Source organism: Brevundimonas sp. MYb52, from assembly GCF_002979535.1.
Lineage (GTDB): Bacteria > Pseudomonadota > Alphaproteobacteria > Caulobacterales > Caulobacteraceae > Brevundimonas.
This window is the reverse complement of record NZ_PCPB01000005.1, coordinates 1-25057: the sequence shown is the minus strand read 5'-3', so window position 1 is coordinate 25057 and position 25057 is coordinate 1. Positions and strand designations below refer to the sequence as shown.

Annotated in this window: 21 protein-coding genes; 12 read left to right on the top strand and 9 right to left on the bottom strand. The window is 66.6% G+C overall.

Translation table 11 applies throughout. The annotated features are described in order from the left end of the window. Nucleotides 1-26: 26 nt before the first annotated feature. Nucleotides 27-2015 carry a DEAD/DEAH box helicase gene (locus tag CQ039_RS07795; RefSeq protein WP_105563853.1) on the bottom strand — a complete coding sequence of 663 codons (1989 nt, stop codon included), beginning with the start codon at nucleotides 2013-2015 and terminating at the stop codon, nucleotides 27-29. A gap of 235 nt (nucleotides 2016-2250) precedes the next feature. Here CQ039_RS07795 and CQ039_RS07790 point away from each other — a divergent pair, with 235 nt between their 5' ends. Beyond that, nucleotides 2251-2466 carry a hypothetical protein gene (locus tag CQ039_RS07790; RefSeq protein ID WP_105563854.1) on the top strand — a complete coding sequence of 72 codons (216 nt, stop codon included), beginning with the start codon at nucleotides 2251-2253 and terminating at the stop codon, nucleotides 2464-2466. Nucleotides 2467-2520: 54 nt separating this feature from the next. Here CQ039_RS07790 and CQ039_RS07785 read toward each other — a convergent pair whose 3' ends face one another. Further along, on the bottom strand, nucleotides 2521-3210 hold the full coding sequence (locus CQ039_RS07785; RefSeq protein WP_105563855.1) for a helix-turn-helix domain-containing protein: 690 nt from the start codon (nucleotides 3208-3210) through the stop codon (nucleotides 2521-2523). A 57-nt stretch (nucleotides 3211-3267) separates the two neighbouring features. On the opposite strand from CQ039_RS07785, the gene CQ039_RS07780 reads away from it, so the two are divergent. From CQ039_RS07780 to CQ039_RS07765, 4 genes are all read left to right on the top strand, one after another. Continuing rightward, nucleotides 3268-3711, top strand: coding sequence for a VOC family protein (locus CQ039_RS07780; RefSeq protein ID WP_105563856.1), 444 nt, complete (start codon nucleotides 3268-3270; stop codon nucleotides 3709-3711). Nucleotides 3712-3714: 3 nt separating this feature from the next. Further along, nucleotides 3715-4191 carry an SRPBCC family protein gene (locus CQ039_RS07775; protein ID WP_105563857.1) on the top strand — a complete coding sequence of 159 codons (477 nt, stop codon included), beginning with the start codon at nucleotides 3715-3717 and terminating at the stop codon, nucleotides 4189-4191. After that, nucleotides 4188-4679 (top strand): VOC family protein, encoded by a 492-nt coding sequence (locus CQ039_RS07770; protein ID WP_105563858.1) that lies wholly within the window; start codon nucleotides 4188-4190, stop codon nucleotides 4677-4679. The genes CQ039_RS07775 and CQ039_RS07770 overlap by 4 nt, the downstream gene beginning before the upstream one ends. A gap of 145 nt (nucleotides 4680-4824) precedes the next feature. Next, the gene (locus CQ039_RS07765) at nucleotides 4825-5172 is read left to right on the top strand and encodes a DUF1428 domain-containing protein (RefSeq protein ID WP_105563859.1); all 348 of its coding nucleotides are present in this window, start codon (nucleotides 4825-4827) and stop codon (nucleotides 5170-5172) included. Between the two features lie 42 nt (nucleotides 5173-5214). Here CQ039_RS07765 and CQ039_RS07760 read toward each other — a convergent pair whose 3' ends face one another. After that, nucleotides 5215-6189: a DMT family transporter gene (locus tag CQ039_RS07760; RefSeq protein ID WP_105563860.1), complete on the bottom strand. Its 975-nt coding sequence runs from the start codon at nucleotides 6187-6189 to the stop codon at nucleotides 5215-5217. A 111-nt stretch (nucleotides 6190-6300) separates the two neighbouring features. On the opposite strand from CQ039_RS07760, the gene CQ039_RS07755 reads away from it, so the two are divergent. Next, nucleotides 6301-6789: an Lrp/AsnC family transcriptional regulator gene (locus CQ039_RS07755; protein ID WP_105563861.1), complete on the top strand. Its 489-nt coding sequence runs from the start codon at nucleotides 6301-6303 to the stop codon at nucleotides 6787-6789. 81 nt (nucleotides 6790-6870) lie between these two features. Here CQ039_RS07755 and rpoD read toward each other — a convergent pair whose 3' ends face one another. The 3 genes from rpoD to CQ039_RS07740 all read right to left on the bottom strand — a co-directional run bounded on the left by rpoD (nucleotide 6871) and on the right by CQ039_RS07740 (nucleotide 12030). Continuing rightward, nucleotides 6871-8805 (bottom strand): RNA polymerase sigma factor RpoD, encoded by a 1935-nt coding sequence (rpoD, locus tag CQ039_RS07750; protein ID WP_105563862.1) that lies wholly within the window; start codon nucleotides 8803-8805, stop codon nucleotides 6871-6873. A 75-nt stretch (nucleotides 8806-8880) separates the two neighbouring features. Continuing rightward, nucleotides 8881-10767 (bottom strand): DNA primase, encoded by a 1887-nt coding sequence (gene dnaG, locus CQ039_RS07745; RefSeq protein WP_105563863.1) that lies wholly within the window; start codon nucleotides 10765-10767, stop codon nucleotides 8881-8883. 126 nt (nucleotides 10768-10893) lie between these two features. Next, nucleotides 10894-12030, bottom strand: a complete 1137-nt coding sequence (locus tag CQ039_RS07740) for a patatin-like phospholipase family protein (protein ID WP_233190247.1) — start codon at nucleotides 12028-12030, stop codon at nucleotides 10894-10896. Between the two features lie 193 nt (nucleotides 12031-12223). Here CQ039_RS07740 and CQ039_RS07735 point away from each other — a divergent pair, with 193 nt between their 5' ends. Then, on the top strand, nucleotides 12224-12490 hold the full coding sequence (locus tag CQ039_RS07735) for a hypothetical protein (RefSeq protein ID WP_105563864.1): 267 nt from the start codon (nucleotides 12224-12226) through the stop codon (nucleotides 12488-12490). 80 nt (nucleotides 12491-12570) lie between these two features. Continuing rightward, nucleotides 12571-13035: a PAS domain-containing protein gene (locus CQ039_RS07730; protein ID WP_105563865.1), complete on the top strand. Its 465-nt coding sequence runs from the start codon at nucleotides 12571-12573 to the stop codon at nucleotides 13033-13035. 3 nt (nucleotides 13036-13038) lie between these two features. On the opposite strand, the gene CQ039_RS07725 is transcribed toward CQ039_RS07730, so the two are convergent. The 3 genes from CQ039_RS07725 to CQ039_RS07715 form a co-directional block, all read right to left on the bottom strand. Continuing rightward, nucleotides 13039-14007: a hypothetical protein gene (locus tag CQ039_RS07725; protein ID WP_105563866.1), complete on the bottom strand. Its 969-nt coding sequence runs from the start codon at nucleotides 14005-14007 to the stop codon at nucleotides 13039-13041. A 1-nt stretch (nucleotide 14008) separates the two neighbouring features. Continuing rightward, a complete protein-coding gene (carA, locus tag CQ039_RS07720) occupies nucleotides 14009-15181 on the bottom strand; it encodes a glutamine-hydrolyzing carbamoyl-phosphate synthase small subunit (RefSeq protein WP_105563867.1) in 1173 nt (390 codons plus the stop codon). An 85-nt stretch (nucleotides 15182-15266) separates the two neighbouring features. Then, nucleotides 15267-16562 carry an amino acid permease gene (locus tag CQ039_RS07715; RefSeq protein WP_105563868.1) on the bottom strand — a complete coding sequence of 432 codons (1296 nt, stop codon included), beginning with the start codon at nucleotides 16560-16562 and terminating at the stop codon, nucleotides 15267-15269. Between the two features lie 236 nt (nucleotides 16563-16798). Between CQ039_RS07715 and CQ039_RS07710 the strand changes: the two genes are divergently transcribed. The 4 genes from CQ039_RS07710 (at nucleotide 16799) to carB (ending at nucleotide 24874) form a co-directional block, all read left to right on the top strand. Then, nucleotides 16799-17503 carry an HAD family hydrolase gene (locus CQ039_RS07710; RefSeq protein ID WP_105563869.1) on the top strand — a complete coding sequence of 235 codons (705 nt, stop codon included), beginning with the start codon at nucleotides 16799-16801 and terminating at the stop codon, nucleotides 17501-17503. Between the two features lie 270 nt (nucleotides 17504-17773). After that, the gene (locus tag CQ039_RS07705; protein ID WP_158256005.1) at nucleotides 17774-21073 is read left to right on the top strand and encodes a TonB-dependent receptor; all 3300 of its coding nucleotides are present in this window, start codon (nucleotides 17774-17776) and stop codon (nucleotides 21071-21073) included. A 216-nt stretch (nucleotides 21074-21289) separates the two neighbouring features. Next, nucleotides 21290-21565, top strand: a complete 276-nt coding sequence (locus CQ039_RS07700) for a hypothetical protein (RefSeq protein ID WP_105563871.1) — start codon at nucleotides 21290-21292, stop codon at nucleotides 21563-21565. Nucleotides 21566-21574: 9 nt separating this feature from the next. Continuing rightward, on the top strand, nucleotides 21575-24874 hold the full coding sequence (gene carB / locus CQ039_RS07695) for a carbamoyl-phosphate synthase large subunit (RefSeq protein ID WP_105563872.1): 3300 nt from the start codon (nucleotides 21575-21577) through the stop codon (nucleotides 24872-24874). The last annotated feature ends 183 nt before the right edge of the window (nucleotides 24875-25057 follow it).

The window sequence follows — 25057 nt, the reverse complement described above, 5'->3', positions numbered from 1 at the left end:
CGAACCGGGGGCAAGTCAGGGATCAATCAGTCGAAGCGCTTGCCGGGCTTGCCGGCCTTGTTGAACGGCTTGGCGCCGGGCTTGCCCGCCGGCTTGAAGCCCGGCTTGCCGCCGGCCTTGAAGTCCGACTTGGGCTTGAACGGCTTCTTGGCGCCCGGCCCCTTGGGGAAACCGCCTTCGGCGCGTTCGCCATCGGCGCGCGGGGCGTAGGGCTTCTTGTTGAAGGCCGGACGCTCGGCCCCGCCTTCACCCTCGCGCGGCTGCCACGGCTTCTTCTTGAACGGCGGGCGCTCGCCCTCGCCGCCCTCGTCGCGGCGGAAGGGCTTCTTGGCGTAGGGACGCTCGCCGCCTTCGTCGCGGCGGTTGCGCGCGCCGCCCTTGAACATGCCCGAATGCGGAGCCTCCGAAGGCGAGATGTTCGCCTCGTTGGTGTTCATGGCCGCCAGTTTCCTGAAGGCCTCGACGTGGGTGTTGGCGATCTCGAAGCGGGTCTCTTCGGGGAAGGTCTTGATCGCGCCGATCTGCTGCTTGGTGATGCCGCCGATGCGGCAGATCATGGGGATCAGCCACTTGGGGTCGGCGTTTTGGTTGCGGCCGATGTCCATGCGGAACCACGAGACCTGATCCGGCTGCAGACGCTCGAAGGGCGAGGCGCCGGCGGCGAAGGCGTCGCCGCTCTCGCCGCGCGGCTTACGCTGCGGGCCCTGGCCGGGATCGACCAGGTCTTCGGGGGCCGGCAGGTCCTTGCGCAGCAGGACCAGCAGGGCGCGGGCCAGATCCTCAGACGTGCGCTCGGCCACCAGCTTGGCGATCAGGCCGGCGTCGTCCTCATTGCCTTCCTGAGCGAAGACGGGCGCAGCCAGCAGGCGCTGCTCGTCCTTGGCCAGGATCTCGTCGGCGGTCGGGGCGCCGGCCCAGGTCGCTTCGACGCCTGCCGAGCCCAGCAGCATCTCGGCCTTGCGGCGGCGACTGCTCGGCACCAGCAGGATGGAGGTGCCCTTCTTGCCCGCGCGGCCGGTGCGGCCCGAGCGGTGCAGCATGGTCGCCTTGTTGATCGGCAGTTCGGCGTGGATCACCAGACCCAGGTCGGGCAGGTCCAGACCGCGCGCGGCCACGTCGGTGGCGACGCAGACGCGGGCGCGACCGTCACGCAGAGCCTGCAGGGCGTCGGTGCGCTCGCGCTGGCCCATTTCGCCGGAGAGGGCCACGGTCGCGAAACCGCGCTCCAGCAGCGACGACTGCAGGTGACGCACGCTGTCGCGCGTCGAGCAGAAGACCAGAGCGCCCGGCGCCTCATAGAAGCGCAGCACGTTGACGACCGCGTGCTCGATCTCGTTCGGGGCGATGCGCAGGGCGCGATATTCGATGTCGCTGTGCGGCTGGCTGCGGTCGACGGTGTCGATGCGCACGGCGTCGCGCTGATAGCGCTTGGCCATCATGGCGATGTCGCGGGCGATGGTCGCCGAGAACAGCAGGGTGCGGCGTTCCGCCGGCGACTGCTCGAGGATGTATTCCAGGTCCTCGCGGAAGCCCATGTCGAGCATCTCGTCGGCCTCGTCGAGCACCAGCACCTTCAGCGCCGACAGATCGAGGTTGCCGCGGTCGATGTGGTCCTTCAGGCGGCCGGGGGTGCCGACCACGATGTGGATGCCGAAGTTCAGGGCGCGCGCTTCCTTGCGGGCGTCCATGCCGCCGACGCAGGTGGTGATCTTGGCGCCCGACTGGCCGTACAGCCATTCCAGCTCGGCCGAGACCTGCAGCGCCAGTTCACGCGTCGGCGCGATCGCCAGCATCAGCGGCGCGTCAGCGGGACCGAAGCTTTCATTGTCGCCGAGCAGGGACGAAGCGGCCGCCAGGCCGAAGGCCACCGTCTTGCCCGATCCGGTCTGGGCCGAAACCAGCATGTCGGCCTCGCCGTGGTTGTCCAGAACCGCCGCCTGGACCGGCGTGGGCTCGGCATAGCCCTTGTTGGCGAGAGCGCGGTCTAGCGCGGGGTGGATCGCGGGAAAGGGCATATACGACCTGAAAAAGAGCATGGCGGCCGTAAAACGACCGCGCCCGGCCAAGGCGAACAGCCGGCCGGGCGATGAGGAGGCGGTCTCTATACACCAATAACGGCCCCGATGCGGCGGATTTCCGCAAAAAGACCGCCGTTCACCACGCTTGTTCAGGCGCCGTTGACCGCAAAGCCACGATCCTGACCGTTCGCCGGGCTCCCTTTCCGCCCGGAGACCGCCCCCGGAGACTCTTATGACGATCCCGCCCCTGAGCATCGCCGCTGTCGGAATGCAGAACGCCGCCAACCGCTTCGAAGCCAGCGCCCGCCGCACGGCGACCGGCTCGCTGGACAATCTGGCGGTCGAGGCGGTCGAGCAGATTCGCGCCAGGCAGGACTTTTCCGCCAACGCCGCCGTGGCGCGCACAGCGGACGAGATGACGGGCACGTTGCTGGATATTCTGGTCTGATCCGACTTCCGTTCACCCCCGCGGAGGCGGGGATGAGCGGGCTTTCGTGGCGTTTTACCCCGCCTTCTCCGGCAGGTGGAAGAAGTCGATAAAGCGGGCGAACACCTCGCGGTCGCCCTCGAGGATCATCGCCCCCTCGCCTTCCAGCGCCGCTAGCGGAACCTTGCCATAGACGGCGGCGGCCACGACCGGCGGCGCAGCACGCACCACGACGTCGCAGCCCTCGACCTCGCCGCGTCGGGTCGTGATCTCGCCGCCGCCCACGGTCACGACCATGCGGTCCTCGTCCAGGGCAAAGCCCAGACGCATGACGGCGCCATCCGCCCGGGCCGGATCGAACATGGTCTCGAACGACTGCATGATGGACACGGCGCTGATCGGCAGGGTCGGGTCGTGCAGGGGCGAGCGCGCGGCCCAGCGGCCCAGGACCATGAAGACCGGCTTGATCTCATAGCCCCAGTCGGTCAGCTCATAGACTTGGACCGAGGCGGGCGGCGGCAGCTTGCGGCGCTGCACGATGCCCGAGGCCTCCAGCCCTTCCAGCCTCTGGGTCAGGACGTTGGCCGATATGCCGCACAAATCCTTGCGCAGATCGCTGAAACGGCGCGGCCCCATCATGAGTTCTCGTATCACCAGCAGCGCCCAACGCTCGCCGATCAGGTCGAGCCCGTGCGCGGCGCCGCAGGCGTCGTGGTAGCGGCGCGACCGGCCAACAGCCTCTTTAGTTATCTTTTCTAACTTCATAGTTGACTAACATAACACAGAGACGCAAGACTGCCATCATCAGAGAGGGAGAACGCCATGTCCAAGCTTGTCTTCATCAACCTTCCCGTCACCGACCTGCCCCGCTCGACCGCCTTCTATGAGGCCGTGGGCGCCGCCAAGAACCCCATGTTCTCGGACGACACCGCCGCCTGCATGGTGTTTTCCGACACCATCCACGCCATGCTGCTGACTCACGAGAAGTTCGCCAGCTTCACCGACCGCGCCATTCCAGACGCGCACAAAACGGCCCAGGTGCTGATCTGCGTCTCGGAAGACAGCCGTGATGCGGTCGACGCCGTGATCGACCGCGCCGCCAAGGCCGGGGGCCAGGCCGATCCCAACGCCAAGCAGGACTATGGCTTCATGTACGGTCGCAGCTACGCCGACCCGGACGGCCACATCTGGGAAGTCATGTGGATGGACCCCGAAGCCGCCGCCGAGGGCCCCGAGGCCTTCGCCGCCCAGGTCGGAGGCGGCTGAGCCATGAGCGACCTGTTTGAACTGAGCGTCAGCCGCGTCTTCAAGGCCGCGCCGGACACCGTGTGGCGGGCCTTCACCCAGCACGGGACCGAGTGGTTCACGCCCCGCCCCTGGACCACCCCCTCGGTCGATTTTGACCTGCGCCCTGGCGGTCGCGCCGACATCGTCATGCAGTCGCCCGAGGGCGAGCGGCATGAGTATCGCGGCGTGGTGCTGGAGATCGAACCGGGTCGCCGCCTCGTCACCACCGGCGCCATGACCGAAGGCTGGGTCCCGCAGGCCGGCGAGATGAACTTCGTGCGCATCGACACGTTCGAGCCCGAGGGCGACGGCACGCGTTACACCAGCCGCGCCCGCCACTGGGACGACAAGGCCATGCAGACCCACGCCGAAATGGGCTTCGAGCCCGGCTGGGGCGCCGCCGCCGATCAACTGGGCGAGGTGGCCGAGCGTCTCGCCGCACAGGAGAGGACGCCGTGACCGACAAGATCATTCCCTGCATCTGGTACGACCTGGGCCAGGCGAAGAAGGCCGCCGACTTCTACGTCTCGCTGGGCCTGCCCGACAGCCGCATCGACCGGGTGGTCGCCAGCCCCGCTGACAATCCGTCCAGCCCCGAAGGCGCCGAGCTGGTGGTGGAGTTCACCCTGGCGGGCAGATCCTATGTCGGGCTGAACGGCGGGCCGAACTTCCCCCAGACCGAGGCCGTCTCCTTCATGATCATGACCGATGATCAGGCCGAGACCGATCGCCTGTGGGACGCCATCGTCGGCAATGGCGGCGGCGAAAGCGCCTGCGGCTGGTGCAAGGACCGCTGGGGCGTCAACTGGCAGATCACCCCGCGCCGCCTGATGGCCTTCTACGCCGACCCCAACCCCGCCCGCGCCAAGGCCGCCTTCGAGGCCATGATGACGATGCACAAGATCGACATCGGGGCCATCGAGACCGCTGCTGACAAGGCTGGGTAAGCGATCAAGCTAAGCTGTCCGCCTGCCCTGTCGCTTTCGACCAAGACACGATCCACGCCGACCACCGACCATCCCCACCCGCCCCTCAGCAGCAAGCCGCCGCGCGGCGAGCGATAGGGGCCAAACCTCCGAAGGAGACACCAAGATGGCCTACATCACCGGCTTCCTGACCCCCGTGAAGACCGAGAACAAGGACCGCTACATCGAGTCCGCCCGCAAGTCCTGGCCCCTGTTCAAGGGCTATGGCGCCACCGCCCAGATCGAGAACTGGGGCGTGGACGTGCCCGACGGCAAAGTCACCAGCTTCCCCATGGCCGTAAAGCTTGAGGACGGCGAGGCCGTGGTCTTCTCCTGGCTGGTCTGGCCCGACAAGAAGACCGCCGACGACGCCTGGGCCAAGATGCAGGAAGACCCCGCCATGGCCGACATGGACATGCCGTTTGACGGCAAGCGCATGATGTGGGGCGGCTTCGAGACCATCTTCCAGAACTGATCCCACAGCGTCGGGGCCGGTCACGCGCCGGCCCCGACCCTTCTATGCGCCTTCGTGCGCGACGCCGGGCCGCCCCCGATGAGCGCGCAGGCAGGTCGCGACGCTGAGCACCACCAGGACGAAGGCCAGCGCCTCCATCGCCGTCGGCGGGCGTTGCTCCCAGGCGAAGCCGTAGATCAGGGCGAACAGGGTCTCGAACAGAATCATCTGGCCGACCAGGGTCAGCGGCAGCAGGCGGCTCATCCGGTTCCACAGGTTGTTGCCGACGATCGAGGCCAGCACGGCCACGCCGACCGAAACTCCCGCCAGGCGCATCCAGTCAGCCGCCTCATGCTGCGCCCCGGCGGCGAAGAGCAGGGCCACAGGCAGCAGCAGCAGGCTCTGCGCCCCGGTGACGATCCCGGTCAGCAGGTTCCAGTCATGGGCGGACACGCCCTCCAACCGGCGCAGCCGCCGGGCGTTCCGAACCGCGAAGAAGGTCCATGAGGCCAGGGCGCCGACGGCGCAGGCGAAGCCGGTAAATCGCGTCATGTGCGAGGTCTCGGCCGGGGCGGCCAGGGCCTGCCAGCCGATGCAGACCGCTCCGGCGATGCAGAGCAACAAGGGCAGATAAAGTTGCGTCAGCGGCACGGCGCCGTGGTCGCGGCTGCCGATGATGGTCACCGCCACCGGCAGAAAGCCGATGACCAGGGAGGTCATGGCGATGCCGCCCGTCTGCACCGCCCCCGACAGCAGGATGTAGTAGAGGGTGTTGCCGGTGAGAGCGAGCCAGAACAGGGTCAGCCAGTCGCGCCGCCCGATCCACGCCATCACCGCCTTCCAGCGCGGCGCCAGCAACAGTCCGGCGATCAGGCCATAGGCGAGGTAGCGCCCGACCGTCAGTTGCAGCGGATTGAAGTCCCGCGCCAGCTCCGGCGCCAAGAAGACCAGACCCCACAGGGCGCCCGCCCCGATGCCGCAGGCGACGCCGACCGTCGTCCGGTTGTTGCGCCCCTGATCAATGATGTCCGTCGTCATTTCCGGTTCCCGCTTGGTTCGGCGGCGAGCTATACCAAGGGGCGGACGGGGCGTTTCCTCTCGATCACAGGCCCAAACGCAACAAAAACTCGCGCAAATCAAAGACCGCCGATGGCCGCACGCCCTGCTTCCCCACAACGCCCGCTGGACAGCTTTGATCGCGCGATCCTGCGCATCGTCCAGCGCGACGCCCGGACGCCGCAACGCGCCATCGCCGACGCCGTCAACCTGTCCGCCGCCGCCGTCCAGCGACGCATCGCGGCCATGGAGGCCAGCGGCGTCATTCGCGGCAATGTCGCCCTGGTGGACCCGAAGTCGATCCCCCTGACCATCACCTCCATCGTCGAGGTCTATCTGCAGGACGAGCGGGCCGAGACGGTGCAGAGCGCCAAGGCCCGCTTCCAGAGCGAGCCGGAGGTGCAGCAGTGCTACTACGTCACCGGCGGAACCAGCTTCATCCTGATCGTCGTCACCACCGACATGGCGGCCTATCAGGCGCTGACGCAGCGGCTGTTCGAAGAGAACGACAGCATCAACCGCTTCCGCTCCCTGATCGCCCTGGAGCGGGTGAAGACGGACGCCGCACTGATCATCCCCTGAAGGCCCGAGAGGGCGCCTAGAACGAAAAACGCCGGCGAGGTCGAAACCCCGCCGGCGCTGATCTTCAGGCGATCGGACCGATCAACTGTCCAGGAAGGAGCGCAGCTTGCGCGACCGCGAGGGGTGCTTCAGCTTGCGCAGGGCCTTGGCCTCGATCTGACGGATGCGTTCGCGGGTCACGCTGAACTGCTGGCCGACTTCTTCCAGGGTGTGGTCGGTGTTCATGCCGATGCCGAAGCGCATCCGCAGAACCCGCTCCTCGCGCGGGGTCAACGACGCGAGCACGCGCGTCGTTGTTTCGCGAAGATTGCTCTGAATCGCGGCGTCGATCGGCAGGACGGCGTTCTTGTCCTCGATGAAGTCGCCCAGGTGGCTGTCTTCCTCGTCGCCGATGGGGGTTTCCAGCGAGATCGGCTCCTTGGCGATCTTCAGGACCTTGCGGACCTTCTCCAGCGGCATGGCCAGCTTTTCGGCCAGTTCTTCCGGGGTCGGCTCGCGGCCGATCTCGTGCAGCATCTGACGCGACGTGCGGACGATCTTGTTGATCGTCTCGATCATGTGCACCGGGATGCGGATGGTCCGCGCCTGGTCCGCGATCGAGCGGGTGATCGCCTGACGGATCCACCAGGTGGCGTAGGTCGAGAACTTGTAGCCGCGACGGTACTCGAACTTGTCGACCGCCTTCATCAGGCCGATGTTGCCCTCCTGGATCAGGTCCAGGAACTGCAGGCCGCGGTTGGTGTATTTCTTGGCGATGGAGATGACGAGGCGCAGGTTGGCCTCGACCATTTCCTTCTTGGCCTGGCGGGCTTCGCGCTCGCCCTTCTGGACCGTCTGAACGATGCGGCGATAGTCGTCGATCGGCAGGCCGGCCTCAGTCGCCACGGCGGCGACGTCGGCGCGGATCTTGGCGATCTGGGCGGCTTCGTTGTCGCTGAACTTGGTCCAGCGCACGCCCATTTCCTTGACGCGTTCCGACCAGTTGGGGTCCAGCTCCGAGCCGAAATAGGACTTCAGGAACTCGGGGCGCGAAATGCCGTAGCTGTCGGCCAGGCGCAGCAGGCGGCCTTCCAGACCGATCAGGCGCTTGTTGATCGCATACAGTTGCTCGACCAGGGCCTCGATGCGGTTGTTGTTCAGCTTCATCGTCTTCAGACGATCGCTGATGGCCGCGGTCAGGGTCTCATAGGCCTTGTGGTCCTTGGCGCTCAGCACCTCGCCCTTCAGGCGTGCCTCGACCAGCTTGTCCTGCAGCTTGCGGAAGCCGCCGAAGTCCGAAGCGATGGCGTCCAGCACTTCCATGACGCCGTCGCGCAACTCGGCTTCCAGGGCCGAGATCGACATGCCGCCGCCGTCGTCGAAGTCGTCCTCGTCCTCGTCTTCGCCTTCACCCTCGGGCTTCTCGGCGCCGGGCGCGGGGGCCTCGCCAGCGGGGGGCTGGTTGTGCGGCAGGGAAGAGGGATTCAGGATGCCGTAGGTGGCGTCCAGGTCGATCACTTCGCGCAGAAGAATGCGGTTGTTGGCCAGCTCTTCGCGCCAGACCATGATGGCCTCGAAGGTCAGGGCGCTTTCGCACAGGCCCGAGATCATGGCGTCGCGGCCGGCCTCGATCCGCTTGGCGATGGCGATTTCGCCCTCGCGGCTCAGCAGCTCGACCGAACCCATTTCGCGCAGATACATGCGCACGGGGTCGTCGGTGCGGTCATAAGCGGACTTGGCCGGGGTCTCGGCCACGGCGGTCTCGGCGGCGGCGGTCACGTCGGTGCCAGTCGCCTCTGCGGCGTCCTCTTCGGCCTCGACGACGTTGACGCCCATTTCCGACAGCATGGCCAGGGTGTCTTCGATGGCGTCCGGGGTCACTTCCTCGGACGGGAGGACCTTGTTCAGTTCCTCCATCGTGACATAGCCGCGCGCCTTGGCCTGCTTGATGAACTTCTTGACGCCGGCGTCCGTCAGATCGAGCAGGGGCCCGTCGGTATTGGCTTCGGTGTCCTGCGTCTCGGTCTGCGCGCTCATTCAGTCTGTCTCCACGACCGCTCGGGGGTGATCAGTCCCCTGCGGCGAAAATACAACGCCCGACGACTTCGTTGGTTACGAAGAAGCCGCGTCTTCCCAAATCGTTCCGGTCTTGATGGCCCGTCGCAATGCATCGCGCTCGGCTTTCACCAGGGTGAAGGCCGAGTTGTCGAACGCCTTGTGGGCATCCGACTTTGCTGACGCCAGCGCCTGCTCCAACGCCGCTACGCGGGTCAGAGCGTCGAACGCCTGCGACCACCGGATCCTCGCCTCGCCGAGGGGCTTGTCTGCAGCCAGGAAGGGCGCGCCGGACTTTGCCGCCGCCTTCTCGACCTCGTGCATCAAGGCATCATGACCCGAGTGGGCCAGATGGCGTCGGATCGCGGCAGAGTCAAGGCTCTGGCCGGAAAAGCGTAACCGGACCAGTTCCTGGGCCAGTCCGTCCAGCCCCGGATCGCCGAAACCGTGCCGGGCGATGGCCTCCAGATGGTCGTCCATCCGTTCGGGGTCATCGACCGCGCCGTGGGCCAGGGCCGCGGCCACCGGTTCAATGGAGCGAAACAGGGCGTGCATGGCCTGGGCGCCCTCGGTCGTCTGACCCAATTTCGGCGGCGGACCGCGCCAGCGCCCGCCGGGACCTGGACGCCCGCCCTGCTGCGGCTGAAATTGTTGCTGCTGCGACTGACGCGGGAACAGGGCGTCGAAACGCTCGAACAGGTCGCGCCGATATTGCTCGGCCAGGTCCTTGTCCTGAATGGCCGACGCCGCCTGACGCAGCCGCCCCTTCAGGCCCGCCTTGCGCTCGGGCGTGTCCAGCGGTTCGGCCTCGGCCTCGCGGCGGAACAGGACCTCGATGAAGGGCCGGACGTTGGACAGGGCCTGACGCAGGGCCGGCGCCCCCTTGTCGCGCAGGATGTCGTCCGGGTCCTGACCCGCGTCCAGCAGGGCAAAGCGGAAGGACCGGCCCGACTTCAGCAGGGGCAGCGACCGCTCGATCGAACGATAGGCGGCGCGAAGCCCTGCCGCGTCGCCGTCGAAGCAGAGCACCGGCTCGGCCGAGACGCGCCACAAACGCTCCATCTGCTCTTCGGTCAGGGCCGTGCCCATGGGCGCCACGGCCGGCAGGCCCGCGCGCTGGCAGGCGATGACGTCCATATAGCCTTCGACGACGATGATGCCCTGCTCGCCCCGGCTCTCGGCCCCCAGGATGCGGCGCGCCTCGGGCAGGCCGTAGAGGGTGGCGCCCTTGTGAAACAGCGGGCTTTCCGGCCCGTTCAGATACTTGGCCCGGTCGTCGGGGTTCATGGCCCGCCCGCCGAAGCTGACGATCCGCCCACGCGCGTCCAGGATGGGGAACATCAGCCGATCGCGGAACCGGTCATAGGGGGCGCCGCCGCTGTCGGGCGAGATCAGCATCCCCGCCTCGACCAGATCACCCGGCTTGGCCCCGCGCTGGATCAGGGCGTTCTTCAGGCCCTCGCGGTCGTTGGGGGCATAGCCCAGACCAAAACGCTCCCACTGGTCCTCGGGCAGGCCGCGCTTTTCCAGATATTCGCGCGCCGCCTTGCCGACCGAGCGGCGCAGGTTGGCGGCGAACCATTTCTGGGACAGGTCCATCCAGTCGGTCAGACCCTGCTTCTTGGCCTCGCGTTCCGCCGACTGCGGGTCCTCGGCGGGAAGCTGCATCCCCGCCTCGCCCGCCAGCCGCTGCACCGCCTCGACGAAGCTGAGCCGCTCGGTCTCCTGCAGGAAGCTGATGATGTCGCCGTGCTTGCCGGACGAGAAATCGTGGAAGAAGCCCTTGTCGTCGTTGACGAAGAAGCTGGGCGACCGCTCCTTGGAGAAGGGGCTGAGGCCGACATATTCGCGCCCCTGCCGCTTGAGCTTCACCGTCCGGCCGATGACATCGGACGGGCGAAGGCGGGCCTTCAGTTCTTCAAGGAAACGATCGTCAAAACGCACGATCCCAGTCACTCCGGCGCGGCGATGAGGGGAAGGGTCGCCGCACCGTCAGACATGGCCATCCCCGACTCAGTTTTCCACAGCCTGTGAAGATTGAGGATGGAAAGCGTCGGTTTCGGACGCCGCCTACTTCCACGCCTCGCCCGTGCGGCCCAGGGCCTCGCCCAGGTCATAGACGGCCTGCATCGAGGCCTGGTTGAAGTCCAGGCTGTTGGCGCCGTCGAAGTCCTCGGGGATGGCGGCGACATGGAATTCCAGTCCGTTGCGGACGGCAAAGGCCCGGTTGGCGGCGATGGTGGCGCGAAGCTGGCCGCCCAGCACCGCATCCAGACTGCGGGTCAGGACCGGGATGGCGGCGTCGCGGGTGACGGAAAAGCGCGGCGCATCCTTGCCGTTGACCACCACGTGCAGGCGCGCGCCCTGGAACACCCCGGCGACGTCGTCCCAGTTCCACATGATCTGCGGCAGGGCGACAAAGGGGTTCATCACCCCGCCGTCGACGTGCATCTCCTCGAACACCGCGCCCTGCCCTTGCGAGCGGATCATGACGGGCGGAAAGGCGCCGGGAATGCTGGCCGAGGCGATCAGCACGTCGCGGAACAGGGACAGGGCCTCCGGCCCGCCGCGCTCGGCGATGGCCCCCATGTTCCAGATGACGCCGCGCTGGGCGTCCAGATCCGTGGTGGCGACCAGCAGCATCCTTCCCTTGGCGTGTTCGGCGGCGATCTCGGCCAGCATGGCCTCATCGACATTGCTCTCGACCAGTTGGCGCAGCGGCAGGCCGCTGAACACGCCCGACCCGACCAGGGCGCGCACGCCCCGGCTTTTCAACAGGCCGGTCGCCTGACCGCTGGTATAGGCCTCCTTCAGACGCCCATCCCAGCGCGGCCCCAGGAAGACAAAGGGCGCGGCCAGGGCGCCGGTGGACACCCCGGTCACCACCTCGAAATCAGGCCGCTTGCCGCTGGCGGTCCAGCCGTTGATCAGGCCGGCGGTGAAGGCGCCGTTGGCTCCGCCGCCGGACAGGGCGATCAGGTCGAAGTGGCCGTCCGGGCCCTTGGGCACGCCCTCGCCCAGTTGCTGCTCGATCTTCTGCGCCGCCGCCTCGTCCTCGACGGAGAAGCGGACATTGGCAAAGCCCACGGGCGAGGCCGCCTCGCGCTCGTTCAGGCCGAAGTCGCTGCGCGCGCCGCTGGCGCAGGCCGACAACAGCAGACCAGCGCTCAGAACGACAGCGACCGTCCGCATCAGGCTGAAACTCATGAGCATCCTCCAAGGTCGACCACCTTAGGCGGGATCGATGACAGATGAAAAAGGACCGCCCCTAAAAAACGACGTTAGGTTTTCATTAACCAAGAAGGCCGCCCCAGCCCCGACATCGTCCGAATGCGAACGAAATGCCGCGCGACAACGGCATTATCCACAGCCTGTGGATTGATTCGTTGAAGGACGTTCCATGTTCATCGCCATCGCCCGCCCGGCGGTGGAGCCTCAAGGCCCCGACGCCGTCGCCGTCCCCGGCTCCCCCGCCATTCCGTTCCTGACGCCCCGCGCCCTGCACGCGCGCCTGCTGGACAACGCCGCCGCGCGTCGTCGCCGTGGTCAGGAGCGCAAGTCGGCTCACAGGAGCGACGACGCCGCCTACTGGATCTCGGCCGCGCCGATAGCTGTGCGCAAGGCCTGCGAACTGCGACGGGATTCGACTTTCGTCGTACTGCCCTGACCCCTTCGTAACCGACGAGATTACAGAAAAATTCAGAGATTGGGCGCACACCGTTCCGGACGTTTCGCCTGAGTCGCTCCATGTCTGCTGACGCCCTCCACCCCCACGCCGTCTTTCTTCGTCCGCTTCTCGAAGTCATGGCCGAAAGACTGGGCGGGGCGGTCATTCTGCACGCCGCGCCCAGCGGCGAAGTCCTGGCGGTGACCGGCGGAGTGCCGGGACTGAACATCCGCGACCCAATCGGCGCCCGCCCTGAAGACTATGCCGACCGCTTCCAGGTCTTCGCCCAGGACGGGTCCGTGGCGCGGTTCGAGGATCTGCCGGTTGTTCGGGCGATGAAGACTGGCGAAGCCATCACGGACGAGGTCTGGCTGCTCGGCGCCGAGGCCGGTCCCGTCCCGGTCTTCGTGGATTCCTACCCGCTGAAGAGTGACGACGGCGCCGTCATCGGCGTGGTCGCCACCGCCACAGATCCCAAGCGCTGGAGCCAGCGCGCAGAGCGGCTCAAGCAGTCGATCTCGATCCGCGACGGTTTTGTCGGCTGACCGTCAGCGCAGTTCCGGCAGGCGGCGCAGGACGGAGTCCTTCAGCTTGCGGCGGCGCTGGGCGGCGCTCTGGGGTCGCACGCGTTCGCGTCGTTCCAGCCCGTCACCCCATCGCGCATAGGCCGCTTCCAGCAGATGAGGATGGCGGTCATGCTGGTGGACGACGGCGCTGACGCCGCCGTCGGGATTGACGATGCGCCCGTCCGCGACCGTCAGTTGCTGTCCAGGCGTCAGGCCGAGGGTGGCCACCCGGCCGTAGTTGGGTTTCACCTCGCCCTCGATCATGCCGAGATGAAGCGCGATGTTGCAGGCCGCCTGATCGGCGCCGAAGGCGCCCCCGATCTCCGACCGGGGAATGGCCGCCAGCATCAGCAGGGTTCGGCAGAAACGCATCATGGCGTCACGGGCGCCGACCACGGTGCCGACGCAGACGCACGGCCTGTCGGACAGGGCGCGGGCGATGTCCTCGCCGCCGACGCCGCGCAGATACTTCATGTTGAAGGCGTGATCGGCCAGCGTCCCCTCGTCATATTCCGAGAAGAACTCCGAGCCCTGGGGCGCGGGGAAGAAGGGATCGGCCTGGAACACCACGTCGCGAACATCGGTCATCAGGACGTGTCGCGCCCAGGGACGCTCGGCCATCAGGGCGTCAAAGGCGGCGAAACGGGCCATGACGGCATGGGGCGCCCAGGCGCCTGCGCCGACCGAACGCGGCGCCACGCCCTCGACCTCATGGTCCGCCAGGAAGGCCAGCATGGCCGGGTCCTGATCCACCACCAGAACCAGAGGCCCGCCCCAGACCGCGCGCAGAGACCGCACGAAGGGCGCCACGTCGGCGACGTCATAGCCGGTGGCGTAGCCCAGGATCAGATCGCTGGGCGCCCTGGTCGCGGTCGCGGCGACGCCCCTCGCCCCCGTGATCGCATCCGCAACCCAGCCGAGATAGGCCGATTTCGCCGCCGGCCCCGACATCTCAGGCCCTCATCGACTCGGCGAAGCGATTGAACAGATAGAGGCTGTCGGTCGGCCCCGGCGAGGCCTCGGGGTGGTGCTGGACGCTGAAGATCGGCTTGTCCTTGACCGCGATGCCGCAGTTGGTGCCGTCGAACAGGCTGACGTGGGTTTCGACCACGGCGTCCGGCAGGCTGTCGCGGTCCACGGTGAAGCCGTGGTTCATCGACACGATCTCGACCTTGCCGGTCGTCAGATCCTTGACCGGATGGTTGGCGCCGTGGTGGCCCTGCTCCATCTTGACCGTCTGGGCGCCCAGGGCGATGGCCAGCATCTGGTGACCCAGGCAGATGCCCATGAGGGGCTTGCCGCTGGCGACCAGCTTCTTGATCTCGGGCACAGCATATTCGCCGGTCGCGGCCGGATCGCCCGGACCGTTCGACAGGACTACGCCGTCAGGATTGCGGGCCAGGATGTCCTCGGCCGAGGTGGTGGCCGGAACCACGGTGATCTTGGCGCCGGTCGAGGCCAGGGCGCGCAGGATGTTGCGCTTGACGCCATAGTCCACGACCACGACATTCTTGTCCGCAGCTTCCACGCGCGGATAGCCGGCGGGCCATTCCCACACGCCCTCGTTCCAGTCGAAGGCCTGAAGCGTCGAGGCGTCCTTGGCCAGGTCCAGGCCGACCAGGCCGGTCCAGGCCTTGGCCTGGGCCACCAGGGCCTCCAGGTCGAACTGGCCGTCCGGGTGGTGGGCGATGACGGCGTGGGGCGCGCCCTTGTCACGGATGATCTTGGTCAGGGCGCGGGTGTCCACGCCCGACAGGCCGACCACGCCGCGACGTTTCATCCAGGCGTCGAGGTCGCCGCCCGCCCCCTCGCTCGCGCGCCAGTTGGCCGGATCGGTCGGGGCGTCGCGGAAGATGGCGCCGCGCGCCGAGGTGCCCGAGCCGTCGCCGATCTGCTCCACGTCCTCGACGTTGACGCCGACATTGCCGACGTGCGGGAAGGTGAAGGCCAGGATCTGGCTCATGTAGGAGGGGTCGGTCAGGATTTCCTGATAGCCCGTCATGGCGGTGTTGAAGACCACCTCGCCGAGGGCCGTGCCGACGGCGCCGACGCCGATGCCTTGCAGGATGGTGCCGTCAGCGAGCGCGAGGACGCCAGTGGCGCCGGACAGAATCTGGGTCGTCATGGCGCAGGCTCCTAACAATGAATACGGGCAGACAAACGGCGGCTGACTAAAGAGATGCAGGGGCGGGGTCAACACGCCCCGGAGATTAAACCTTCTGACCTTTTCGCACCCAGACCCAGGCCAGGCTGGTCAGGGCGAAGAATCCGACGCTGGGCAGGATGTAACCGCCCGCAGCCGCCGCCACCGCAAAGGCAGAGAAGACCACGCCGATCACGGCCAGGACGCGCCAAGCGGTCTTGGTCGTCAGCTTCCACAGCGTCATCGAACATAGGGCATAAAGACACAGCGTCAGGACCGAGGTGACGCCGATCAGGACGCCGAACTGCTGGCCCAGGGTCGGTTGGGCGCTGGCGATCACCAGAACGCTCATGACGACGCAGTTCAGGATGGGGTTGCTCAGCGGCGCCTTGCCCTTTTGCGCCCCGCCGAACCAGCGCGGCATCCAGCCGGCCTCGGCGGCCCCGCGCGAGGTCTCGCCCGCCAGCATGGTCCAGCCGGCGATGGTGCCAAGCACCTTGATGACGGCGCAGGCCGCGACCAGACCGGCCACCGACGAGCCCATGACCCGCGCCACCAGATCGGCATAGGGGCTGGTCGAATGGACCAGAACATCGGCCGGAATGACGCCGAAGACGGCGATGCTGGCGGCGACATAGACCACGAAGGCCAGAGCCACGCCGCCCAGCGAGGCGCGGCCCACGTCGACCGACGGGTTCTTGACCAGGCTGGACAGGGCCGCGGCGCTCTCCACGCCCAGGAAGGCCCAGAAAATGATGGCCAGCGAGGCCGGGACCGTCTTCAGCAGGGGCTGATCGCCGGGACTCCACGACCCCATGAAGGTGTCGCCGCTGAAAGCCATGGCCCCGGCGATGATGGCCAGGACAATGGGGATCAGGCCGAGGCCGAGCGTAATGGCGCCGAACCGCGCCGCCGTCTTGGCGCCCGAGGCATAGGCCGCCGTCGTCAGCCAGATCAGGGCCAGATTGCTGACCGCCGCCCACAAGGGCTCTTTCAGCGCCGGAATAAAGAAGGCCAGATAGCCCGTGCCCGCCACCGCCAGGGCCACGTTCCCGGCCAGGCAGGCGGCCCAGTAGGCCAGCCCCGTCTGATAGCCGATGAAGCGGCCCATGCCGCGCCGGGTGAAGTCCGACAGACCGTCGGCGTCGGGCTGCATCCGCCCCAGACCGCCGAACACCAGAGCCAGGGTCACCGCGCCCAGACCGCAAATCAGCCAGCCGATGATGCTGCTGCTGCCCGTCGGCGCCAGGGTCGCGGGCAGCAGATAGACTCCCGAACCGATCATGTTGCCGGCCACCACCAGGGCGGCGAGCGCCCATCCGATGCGGTGCGGCGGGTCAGGCAGGATTTCCGTCTGGGTCATCTTCGCCGCATAGACCGAAATGTCGCACCCGTCGCCTCTTTCTCTCGTCATCCTCCGGCAAGCCGCGCAGCGGCGCCGACCGGGGGACCCAGCGGCGCCCGTCAGGGCGAAACCCCACGCACCACACCCGCCTGAAAGATCGCCTTCGGCGCCGCTGGGTCCCCCGGTCTCGCGATGCTCGCCGGAGGATGACGGATGATGCTAAAGCCCCGCCCCAGATTTGCGGAGCCCTCCCCATGACCATCACCACGGTCGGCCTCGATGCCGACGACACCCTGTGGCACAACGAGACCATCTTCCGTCTCAGCCAGAAACGGTTCGTGGACCTGCTGGCCGATCACGCTGACGAACCGGTGATGATGGAGCGCCTGTCCCAGGTCGAGCGGCGCAACCTGCGTCTCTATGGCTACGGGGTGAAGGGCTTCACCCTGTCGATGCTGGAGACGGCGATGGAGTTGTGCGACGGCGCCGCCCCGCCCCACATCATCCGCGAAATCCTGGCCGCCGGTCGCGAGATGCTGGCCCACCCGGTCGAGACCCTGCCCGGCGTCGATGAGGTGCTGGCCGAACTGTCCGAGAAATACCGCCTGGTCCTGATCACCAAGGGCGACCTGATGGACCAGGAGCGCAAGCTGGCGGCTTCGGGTCTGGGCGAGTTGTTCGCCGCCGTCGAGATCGTGTCCGAGAAGGACCGTTCGACCTATGACCGCATCTTCGCCCGCCATGGCACCGGCGCCGCCGAGGCCGTCATGGCCGGCAATTCGATGAAGTCCGACGTCCTGCCCGCGATCGAGGCCGGCGCCTTCGCCTGCCACATCCCCTATCACATCACCTGGGCGCATGAATTGGCGGACGCGCCCGAAGGCCATCCCCGCTACGTCAGCCTCAGCCGCATCGGCGAACTGCCCGACTGGATTTCGGCCATCGACCACCCCGAGTAGATTTCAGCGTTTCGGGAACAGAAATATAAATTTCAAAGAACAGTGTAGCGAGAACACTGTAACTCCACATTGCGAAACGAAGATCGTCTTAATTGTGTCTTGTTTGCACCACCCGCGAAACAAGTCGTCGATTCGTCCACACTTTGACCAAAACCGGACAAACTCAGCCCCATTTCGGCCACACCTTGGGGAATGTGTGGCCGCTTCCGGCTTTTTTGTGTCAGGTGTATTATAGTAATGAGAGCATTCCTCCTCGGTTCGACGGTGTTGGTGAGCGCAATCGCGCTGACGGCTCCGGCTTTCGCCCAATCGGCCGACGCCGCGCAGCCCGTTTCCCAATCCGACGTGGCCACCGAAGTTGGCGAGATCGTCGTCACGGGTTCGCGCATCCGTCGCGACCCGACCAACGCCCCGACCCCGCTGATCCAAGTCCAGCGCGAAGCGCTGCTGACCACGGGTCAGACGACCGTCATGGACTACCTGGCCACCATCCCGGCCCTGGGCAACTCGGTCGTTCCGTCGGACACGACGGGCACGGGCCTGAATGACGGCGGCCTGTCGCTGCCGAACCTGCGTTCGCTGGGCTCCAACCGCACCCTGACCCTGGTCGACGGCCGTCGCCACGTCGGTTCGTCGGGCGGCTCGCTGGCGGTCGACATCGACACCATCCCGCGCCTGCTGATCCAGAACATCGAAATCGTCACGGGCGGCGCCTCGTCGGTCTACGGCGCCGATGCTGTTTCGGGCGTGCTGAACTTCGTGATGCGCAAGGACTTCGAAGGTCTGGAAGTCGACGCCAACTACGGCATGATCAACCAGGACGGCGAAGCCTCGAAGCGCGTCTCGGCCCTGATCGGCAAGAACTTCTTCGACGACCGTCTGAACGTCTATGCTCACGCTGAATACGAGCAGATCGACGAAGTCACCTCGATGGACATCGACTGGCTCCGTCGCGCGCCGGTCCGCCTCGGCATCGACGCCGACCCGACCAACAACCCGTATGACGGCGCGCTGGACGCCCAAATGTTCTACGGCGTCAACCGCATCGACCTGCCGCGTTGGGGCCAGACCACCCTGGCCAACGTCCAGCGTCCCAGCGACCTGACGAACCCGAACGTCGACTACCACAACTGCTTCTCGGGCGCCGGCGGCGCGTTCGCCTTCAGCGCCAACTGCTTCGGCGTCACCCCCGGCAAGACCTATTGGTACGAGAACGGCGGCGCTCGCCTGGCTGACTTCGGCGAACGCGTCGGCAACGTCGGCATCAACCGCCCGTACAACGTCGGCGGCGACGGTGAAAATCCGGCCAACTTCTCGACCGGCTCGCGCGTGCCCCGTTCGGAATCGCAGCGCTACCAGGTCGGCTCGACCTTCAAGCTGACCGACAACATCGACCTGTACGGCGAAGCCAAGTACGTCACGGAAGACACGTTCGACCGTAGCCAGCCGACCTTCTTCGACATCGATCTGATCAACTCGTACAGCGCGACCGAGGTCAACCCGATCCTGGCCACCAGCCGCTTCCAACTGCGCTGGGACGACAACGCCTTCCTGCCGTCGATCGTCAAGGACGCCATCCGCGACAACATCGTCACGCCCTACGGCCGCCCGACGGCCGACGCCGCCGGCGCCGCCCTGCCGGGCGTCAACGTGCAGACCGCCCGTCACTCCATGTTCGGTCCCGACCGGACGCAGGACAACACCCGCGAACTGCAACGCTACGTCATCGGCGCCCGTGGCACGCATGACCAGTTCGGCTTCGTCAAGGACATCGCCTGGGACCTGGGCTACACCTACGGCAAGGTCGAGATTGAAAACCGCGAACGCGGCGTCGACATTCAACGCTTCGCCCTGGCCGCCGACGCCGTCGTCGACACCGCCGGCATCGTCAACGGCCAAGCCGGCCAGATCGTCTGCCGCTCGCAACTGCTGAACGCTCAGGGCGTGCCTTCCGGCGACCTGGCCGACTACCAGCGCGGCGGCGACCTGCGTGATACGGCATATGGCCGTGACTCGATCGCCCAGTGCACCCCGCTGAACGTCTTCGGCAAGGGCAACCAGAGCGCAGAATCGCTCGAGTACGTCGACGCCGTCATCGGCATCAAGGAGCGTAACGAGCAGCAACAACTGCTGGGTTCGATCTCCGGCAATCTGTGGGACTTCTGGGGCGCCGGCGCCATCGGCCTGGCCATCGGCGGCGAATACCGCAAGGAATCGACGGAAGCGACCGGTCGCGACGCCGACGCCGACGGTCGTCTGCTGTTCCTGAACTCGGGCCCGGCCTTCCCTGAAGCTTCCTACGAATCCAAGGAAGTCTTCACCGAGCTGTCGATCCCGCTGTTCCGCGACAGCTTCCTGGGCGAGTACGCCGAGCTGAGCGGTTCGTACCGCTACGCCGACTATTCGACCGTGGGCAACGTCGACGTTTACGGCCTGAACCTGATCTATCGTCCGATCCCGGACATCACGTTCAAGACCAGCTACAACACCTCGGTTCGCGTGCCTGATCTGGGTGAAAACTTCTCGCCCTACAGCGAGACCTTCCTGAACAGCTTCACCGACCCGTGCGCCACCAAGGCCATCTCGAACGTCGCCGAAGCCGACAAGAAGGCCAACCGGATCAAGAACTGCACCGCCTTGGCGGCGCAAAAGGGTCTGACCTTCGACTTCGCCGGCGCTACGGCCGAAAACACGGATGACTTCAACCCGATCTACACCTCGGGCATCTCCGGCTCCGCTGGCGGCAACCCGAACCTGAAGCCGGAAGAATCGACCAGCTTCACCTTCTCGACGGTGCTGAAGCCCCGCTTCATCCCGAACTTCTCGCTGGTCCTCGACTACTACGAAGTTGAAATCGAGCAGGTCATCTCGGCGGTCACGGCTGCCAAGGCGGCTGAAAACTGCGTCAGCGGCACGACGCTGGACGAGGCGGCCTGCGCCACCGTGTTCCGCAACAACCCGGATATCGAGTTCGGCATCGGCGCCCCCAACGGCGATCCGATCGGCGGCTTCATCCAGGGTTCGCTCAACTACGCCAAGCTGCAGACCCGCGGCCTGGACGTGACGGCGCGCTACGGCTTCGACTTCGACGAGATGCTGGGCCGCAACTGGGGTCGTCTGGACTACTCGCTGTCGGGCAACTGGCTGATCGAGCAGAAGAACTTCCTGAACGTCTCGAACCCGAGCGACTACACGGAACTGGCCAGCACCCTGGTCACCGGCGGCAACGCCTACCCGCGCGTCCGCCTGTCCTCGTCGCTGACCTGGACGCCGAACGAAGTCTGGAGCGTCAACTGGACCGCCGACTGGCAAGCCGCCACGGACATCGTCCAGCTGCGTGACTTTGTGCTGAACGCCGACTCGCGTTCGACGGACCAGCTCGACACGGACAACTTCGTCCGCAACGACTTCACCGTCCGTTGGAACGTCCGCGACGACCTGTCGCTGCGCGCCGGCGTGGTGAACGCCTTCGACGCCGAACAGGCGCCGTACCTGGGCACGACCCTGTACTCGAACTTCGACCCCTACGGTCGTCGCTTCTTCCTCGGCCTGAACTACCGTCCCTGGTAATTCCGGTCTGAAGACAGGTTGAAGGGCGGCCCGCGAGGGCCGCCCTTTTTCTTTGCCTCCTGCAAGGCTTTCCAGGTCTTGTCAGCGGGGGTCCGGCTCTCTAAACGGACCGCTTAACCGACAACCTGAACGGATCGGTCGCGGGCCTCGCCCTGCGTCCGGTTTCTTCGCGCGCGTGGAGCCCCGCCGCTGACCAGTCATGAGGAAAAGGATGCTATGGTGCGCGCTGCTCTGGCCGAGCAGGGCGACAGCGGGATCACCCCGCGCCATACGCTGTTCTATTTCTATGGCGACGGCGACCACGGCGACCTCAACGAGGTGGCCCGCCGCGCAGGGTTCCTGACACGGGGCCAGGACGATCTGACCGTTCTGGAGACGACCATAGCGGTCGACGAGGCGTCGTTTTCGCCTGTGTCGGCCATGATGCAATCCTGGGCCGCGGCCTTCCAGCTCGATTACGACGGCTGGGAGTGCGCGGTCGTGACGAACTGAGTAACGCCGATGCCCAAGCGCACAGACATCCAGTCCATCCTGATCATCGGCGCCGGCCCGATCGTCATCGGCCAGGCGTGTGAGTTCGACTATTCCGGCGTTCAGGCCTGCAAGGCGCTGAAGGCCGAGGGCTACCGGGTCATCCTGGTCAACTCGAACCCCGCCACCATCATGACCGACCCGGAGGTGGCCGACGCCACCTATATCGAGCCGATCACCCCGGACATCGTCGAAAAGATCATCGCCAAGGAGCGCCCCGACGCCCTCCTGCCGACCATGGGCGGCCAGACCGCGCTGAACACGGCCCTGGCCCTGAACGCCTCGGGCGCCCTGGCCAAGTACGGCGTCGAAATGATCGGCGCCAAGGCCGAGGTCATCGACAAGGCCGAGGACCGTCAGAAGTTCCGTGACGCCATGGACAAGCTGGGCCTTGAATCGCCCCGCTCGCGCGCCATCCACCACATTGAGGAAGCCGACGACGCCCTGGCCTTCGTCGGCCTGCCCGCCATCATTCGCCCCAGCTTCACCCTGGCCGGCACCGGCGGCGGCATCGCCTACAACATCGAGGAGTTCCACGAGATCGTGGAGCGCGGCCTCGACCTGTCGCCGACCACCGAGGTCCTGATCGAAGAGTCGGTCCTGGGCTGGAAGGAATACGAGATGGAGGTCGTCCGCGACACGGCGGACAACTGCATCATCATCTGCTCGATCGAAAACATCGACCCGATGGGCGTCCACACGGGCGACAGCATCACCGTCGCCCCGGCCCTGACGCTGACCGACAAAGAATATCAGCTGATGCGCACCGGCTCGATCAACGTCCTGCGCGAGATCGGCGTCGAGACCGGCGGCTCCAACGTCCAGTGGGCGATCAACCCGGCCGACGGCCGCATGGTCGTCATCGAGATGAACCCGCGCGTGTCGCGCTCCTCGGCCCTGGCCTCCAAGGCCACCGGCTTCCCCATCGCCAAGGTCGCCGCCCGTCTGGCCGTCGGCTACACCCTGGACGAGCTTCAGAACGACATCACCCAGGTGACGCCGGCCAGCTTCGAGCCGAGCATCGACTATGTCGTCACCAAGATTCCGCGCTTCGCGTTTGAAAAGTATCCGGGTTCGGAACCGCACCTGACCACGGCCATGAAGTCGGTCGGCGAGGTCATGGCCATCGGCCGCACCTTCCAGGAATCCATGCAGAAGGCCCTGCGTGGTCTGGAAACCGGCCTGAACGGCTTTGACGAAATCGAGATCGAGGGCGTCGCCGACGCCGACGACGACGCGGGCGCCCGCGCCGCCGTCATCCGCGCCCTGGGCGAACCGACCCCGGACCGCATCCGCGTCATCGCCCAGGCCTTCCGCCATGGCCTGACGGTCGAGGAAGTCCACGCCGCCTGCTTCTACGAACCCTGGTTCCTGCGTCAGATCGCCGACCTGATCCGCACCGAGGGTCATGTCCGCGTCCAGGGCCTGCCCGCGTCCGACATCGACTTCCGCAAGCTGAAGGCCAAGGGCTTCTCCGACGCCCGCCTGGCGGCCCTGACCGGCAAGACCGAGGCCGAGGTTCGCGCCGCCCGTCGTCACCTGAAGGTGCGCCCGGTGTTCAAGCGCATCGACACCTGCGCCGCCGAGTTCGCCTCCGCCACCGCCTATATGTATTCGACTTATGAGACCGGCGCTCTGGGCCAAATCCCCGAGTGCGAGGCCGAGCCGTCGGACAAGAAGAAGGCCATCATCCTCGGCGGCGGTCCCAACCGCATCGGCCAGGGCATCGAGTTCGACTACTGCTGCTGCCACGCGGCCTTCGCCTTTGCCGACATCGGCGTCGAGTCGATCATGGTCAACTGCAACCCCGAGACCGTCTCGACCGACTACGACACCTCCGACCGCCTCTATTTCGAGCCCCTGACGGGCGAGGACGTGCTGGAGCTGATCGATGTCGAACGCTCCAAGGGCGACCTGATCGGCGTCGTGGTGCAGTTCGGCGGCCAGACCCCGCTGAAGCTGGCCCACGCCCTGCAAGAAGACGGCGTGCCGATCCTGGGCACCAGCGTCGACTCGATCGACCTGGCCGAGGACCGCGAACGCTTCCAGCAGATGCTGCAGGCCATCGGCCTGCAACAGCCGCCGAACGGCCTGGCTCGCAGCGCCGAAGAAGCCGCGCAGAAGGCCGAGGAAGTCGGCTATCCCGTCGTCCTGCGCCCCTCCTATGTGCTGGGCGGCCGCGGCATGATGATCGTCCACGACCGCGAGCAGCTGGACCGCTACGTCCATGAGGCCATGCGCGTCTCGGGCGATGATCCGGTGCTGATCGACCACTATCTGAACCGCGCCACCGAGGTGGACGTGGACGCCCTGTGCGACGACGAGACCGTCTTCGTCGCCGGCGTGCTGGAACACATCGAAGAAGCCGGCGTCCACTCGGGCGACAGCGCCTGCTCCATGCCGCCCTTCTCGCTGCGTCCCGAGATCGTCACCGAGCTGAAGCGTCAGACCACGGCCATGGCCAAGGCCCTGAAGGTGCGCGGCCTGATGAACGTGCAGTTCGCCATCGAGGAGCCGCACAGCGACAACCCGCGCATCTTCGTGCTGGAAGTGAACCCGCGCGCCAGCCGCACGGCGCCCTTCGTGGCCAAGACCATCGGCCAGCCGGTCGCCGCCATCGCCGCCAAGGTCATGGCCGGGGTTCCGCTGAAGTCCTTCGGTCTGGTGGACAAGGAACTGGAGCATATCGCGGTCAAGGAAGCCGTCTTCCCGTTCGCGCGCTTTGCCGGCGTCGACACCATCCTGGGCCCGGAAATGCGTTCGACCGGCGAGGTCATGGGTCTGGACTGGAAACGTGAGGGCGAGGCCGATCTGGCCCCCGCCTTCGCCCGCGCCTTCGCCAAGTCGCAGATCGGCGGCGGCACCGTCCTGCCGACCGAGGGCTGCGCCTTCGTCTCGGTCAAGGAGGCTGACAAGCCCTTCATCGTCGAGGCCGTCCGCTCGCTGCTGGAGCAGGGCTTCTCCGTGATCGCCACCTCCGGCACCCACGACTACCTGAAGGCCCAGGGCCTTGAGGTCGGTCTGGTCAAGAAGGTGCTGGAAGGTCGCCCCAACATCGTCGACGCCATGAAGAACGGCGAGGTCCAGCTGGTCTTCAACACCACGGACGGCAAGCAGGCCCTGGCCGACAGCTTCTCCATCCGTCGCACGGCCCTGATGATGAAGATCCCCTACTACACCACCGCCGCCGGTTCGCTGGCTGCGGCGCAAGGGATCGCCGCCATTCGCGCCGGCGAACTGGATGTCCGCCCGGTGCAGTCCTACAACTGAGCCCTCACGGTTTCAGCCTGATCCAGCCCCCGGCGTTCCGACGCCGGGGGCTTTTTCGTGAACTAGGCCAAAGCCCTCCCCCTCGAGGGGGGAGGGTTGGGTGGGGGTGCAGGCAGACCGTTCATTTGAAGGCAAGGAGACGCCGCCGCCTCATGCGTCTGCATCGGTGAAGTCGCGCCCTCA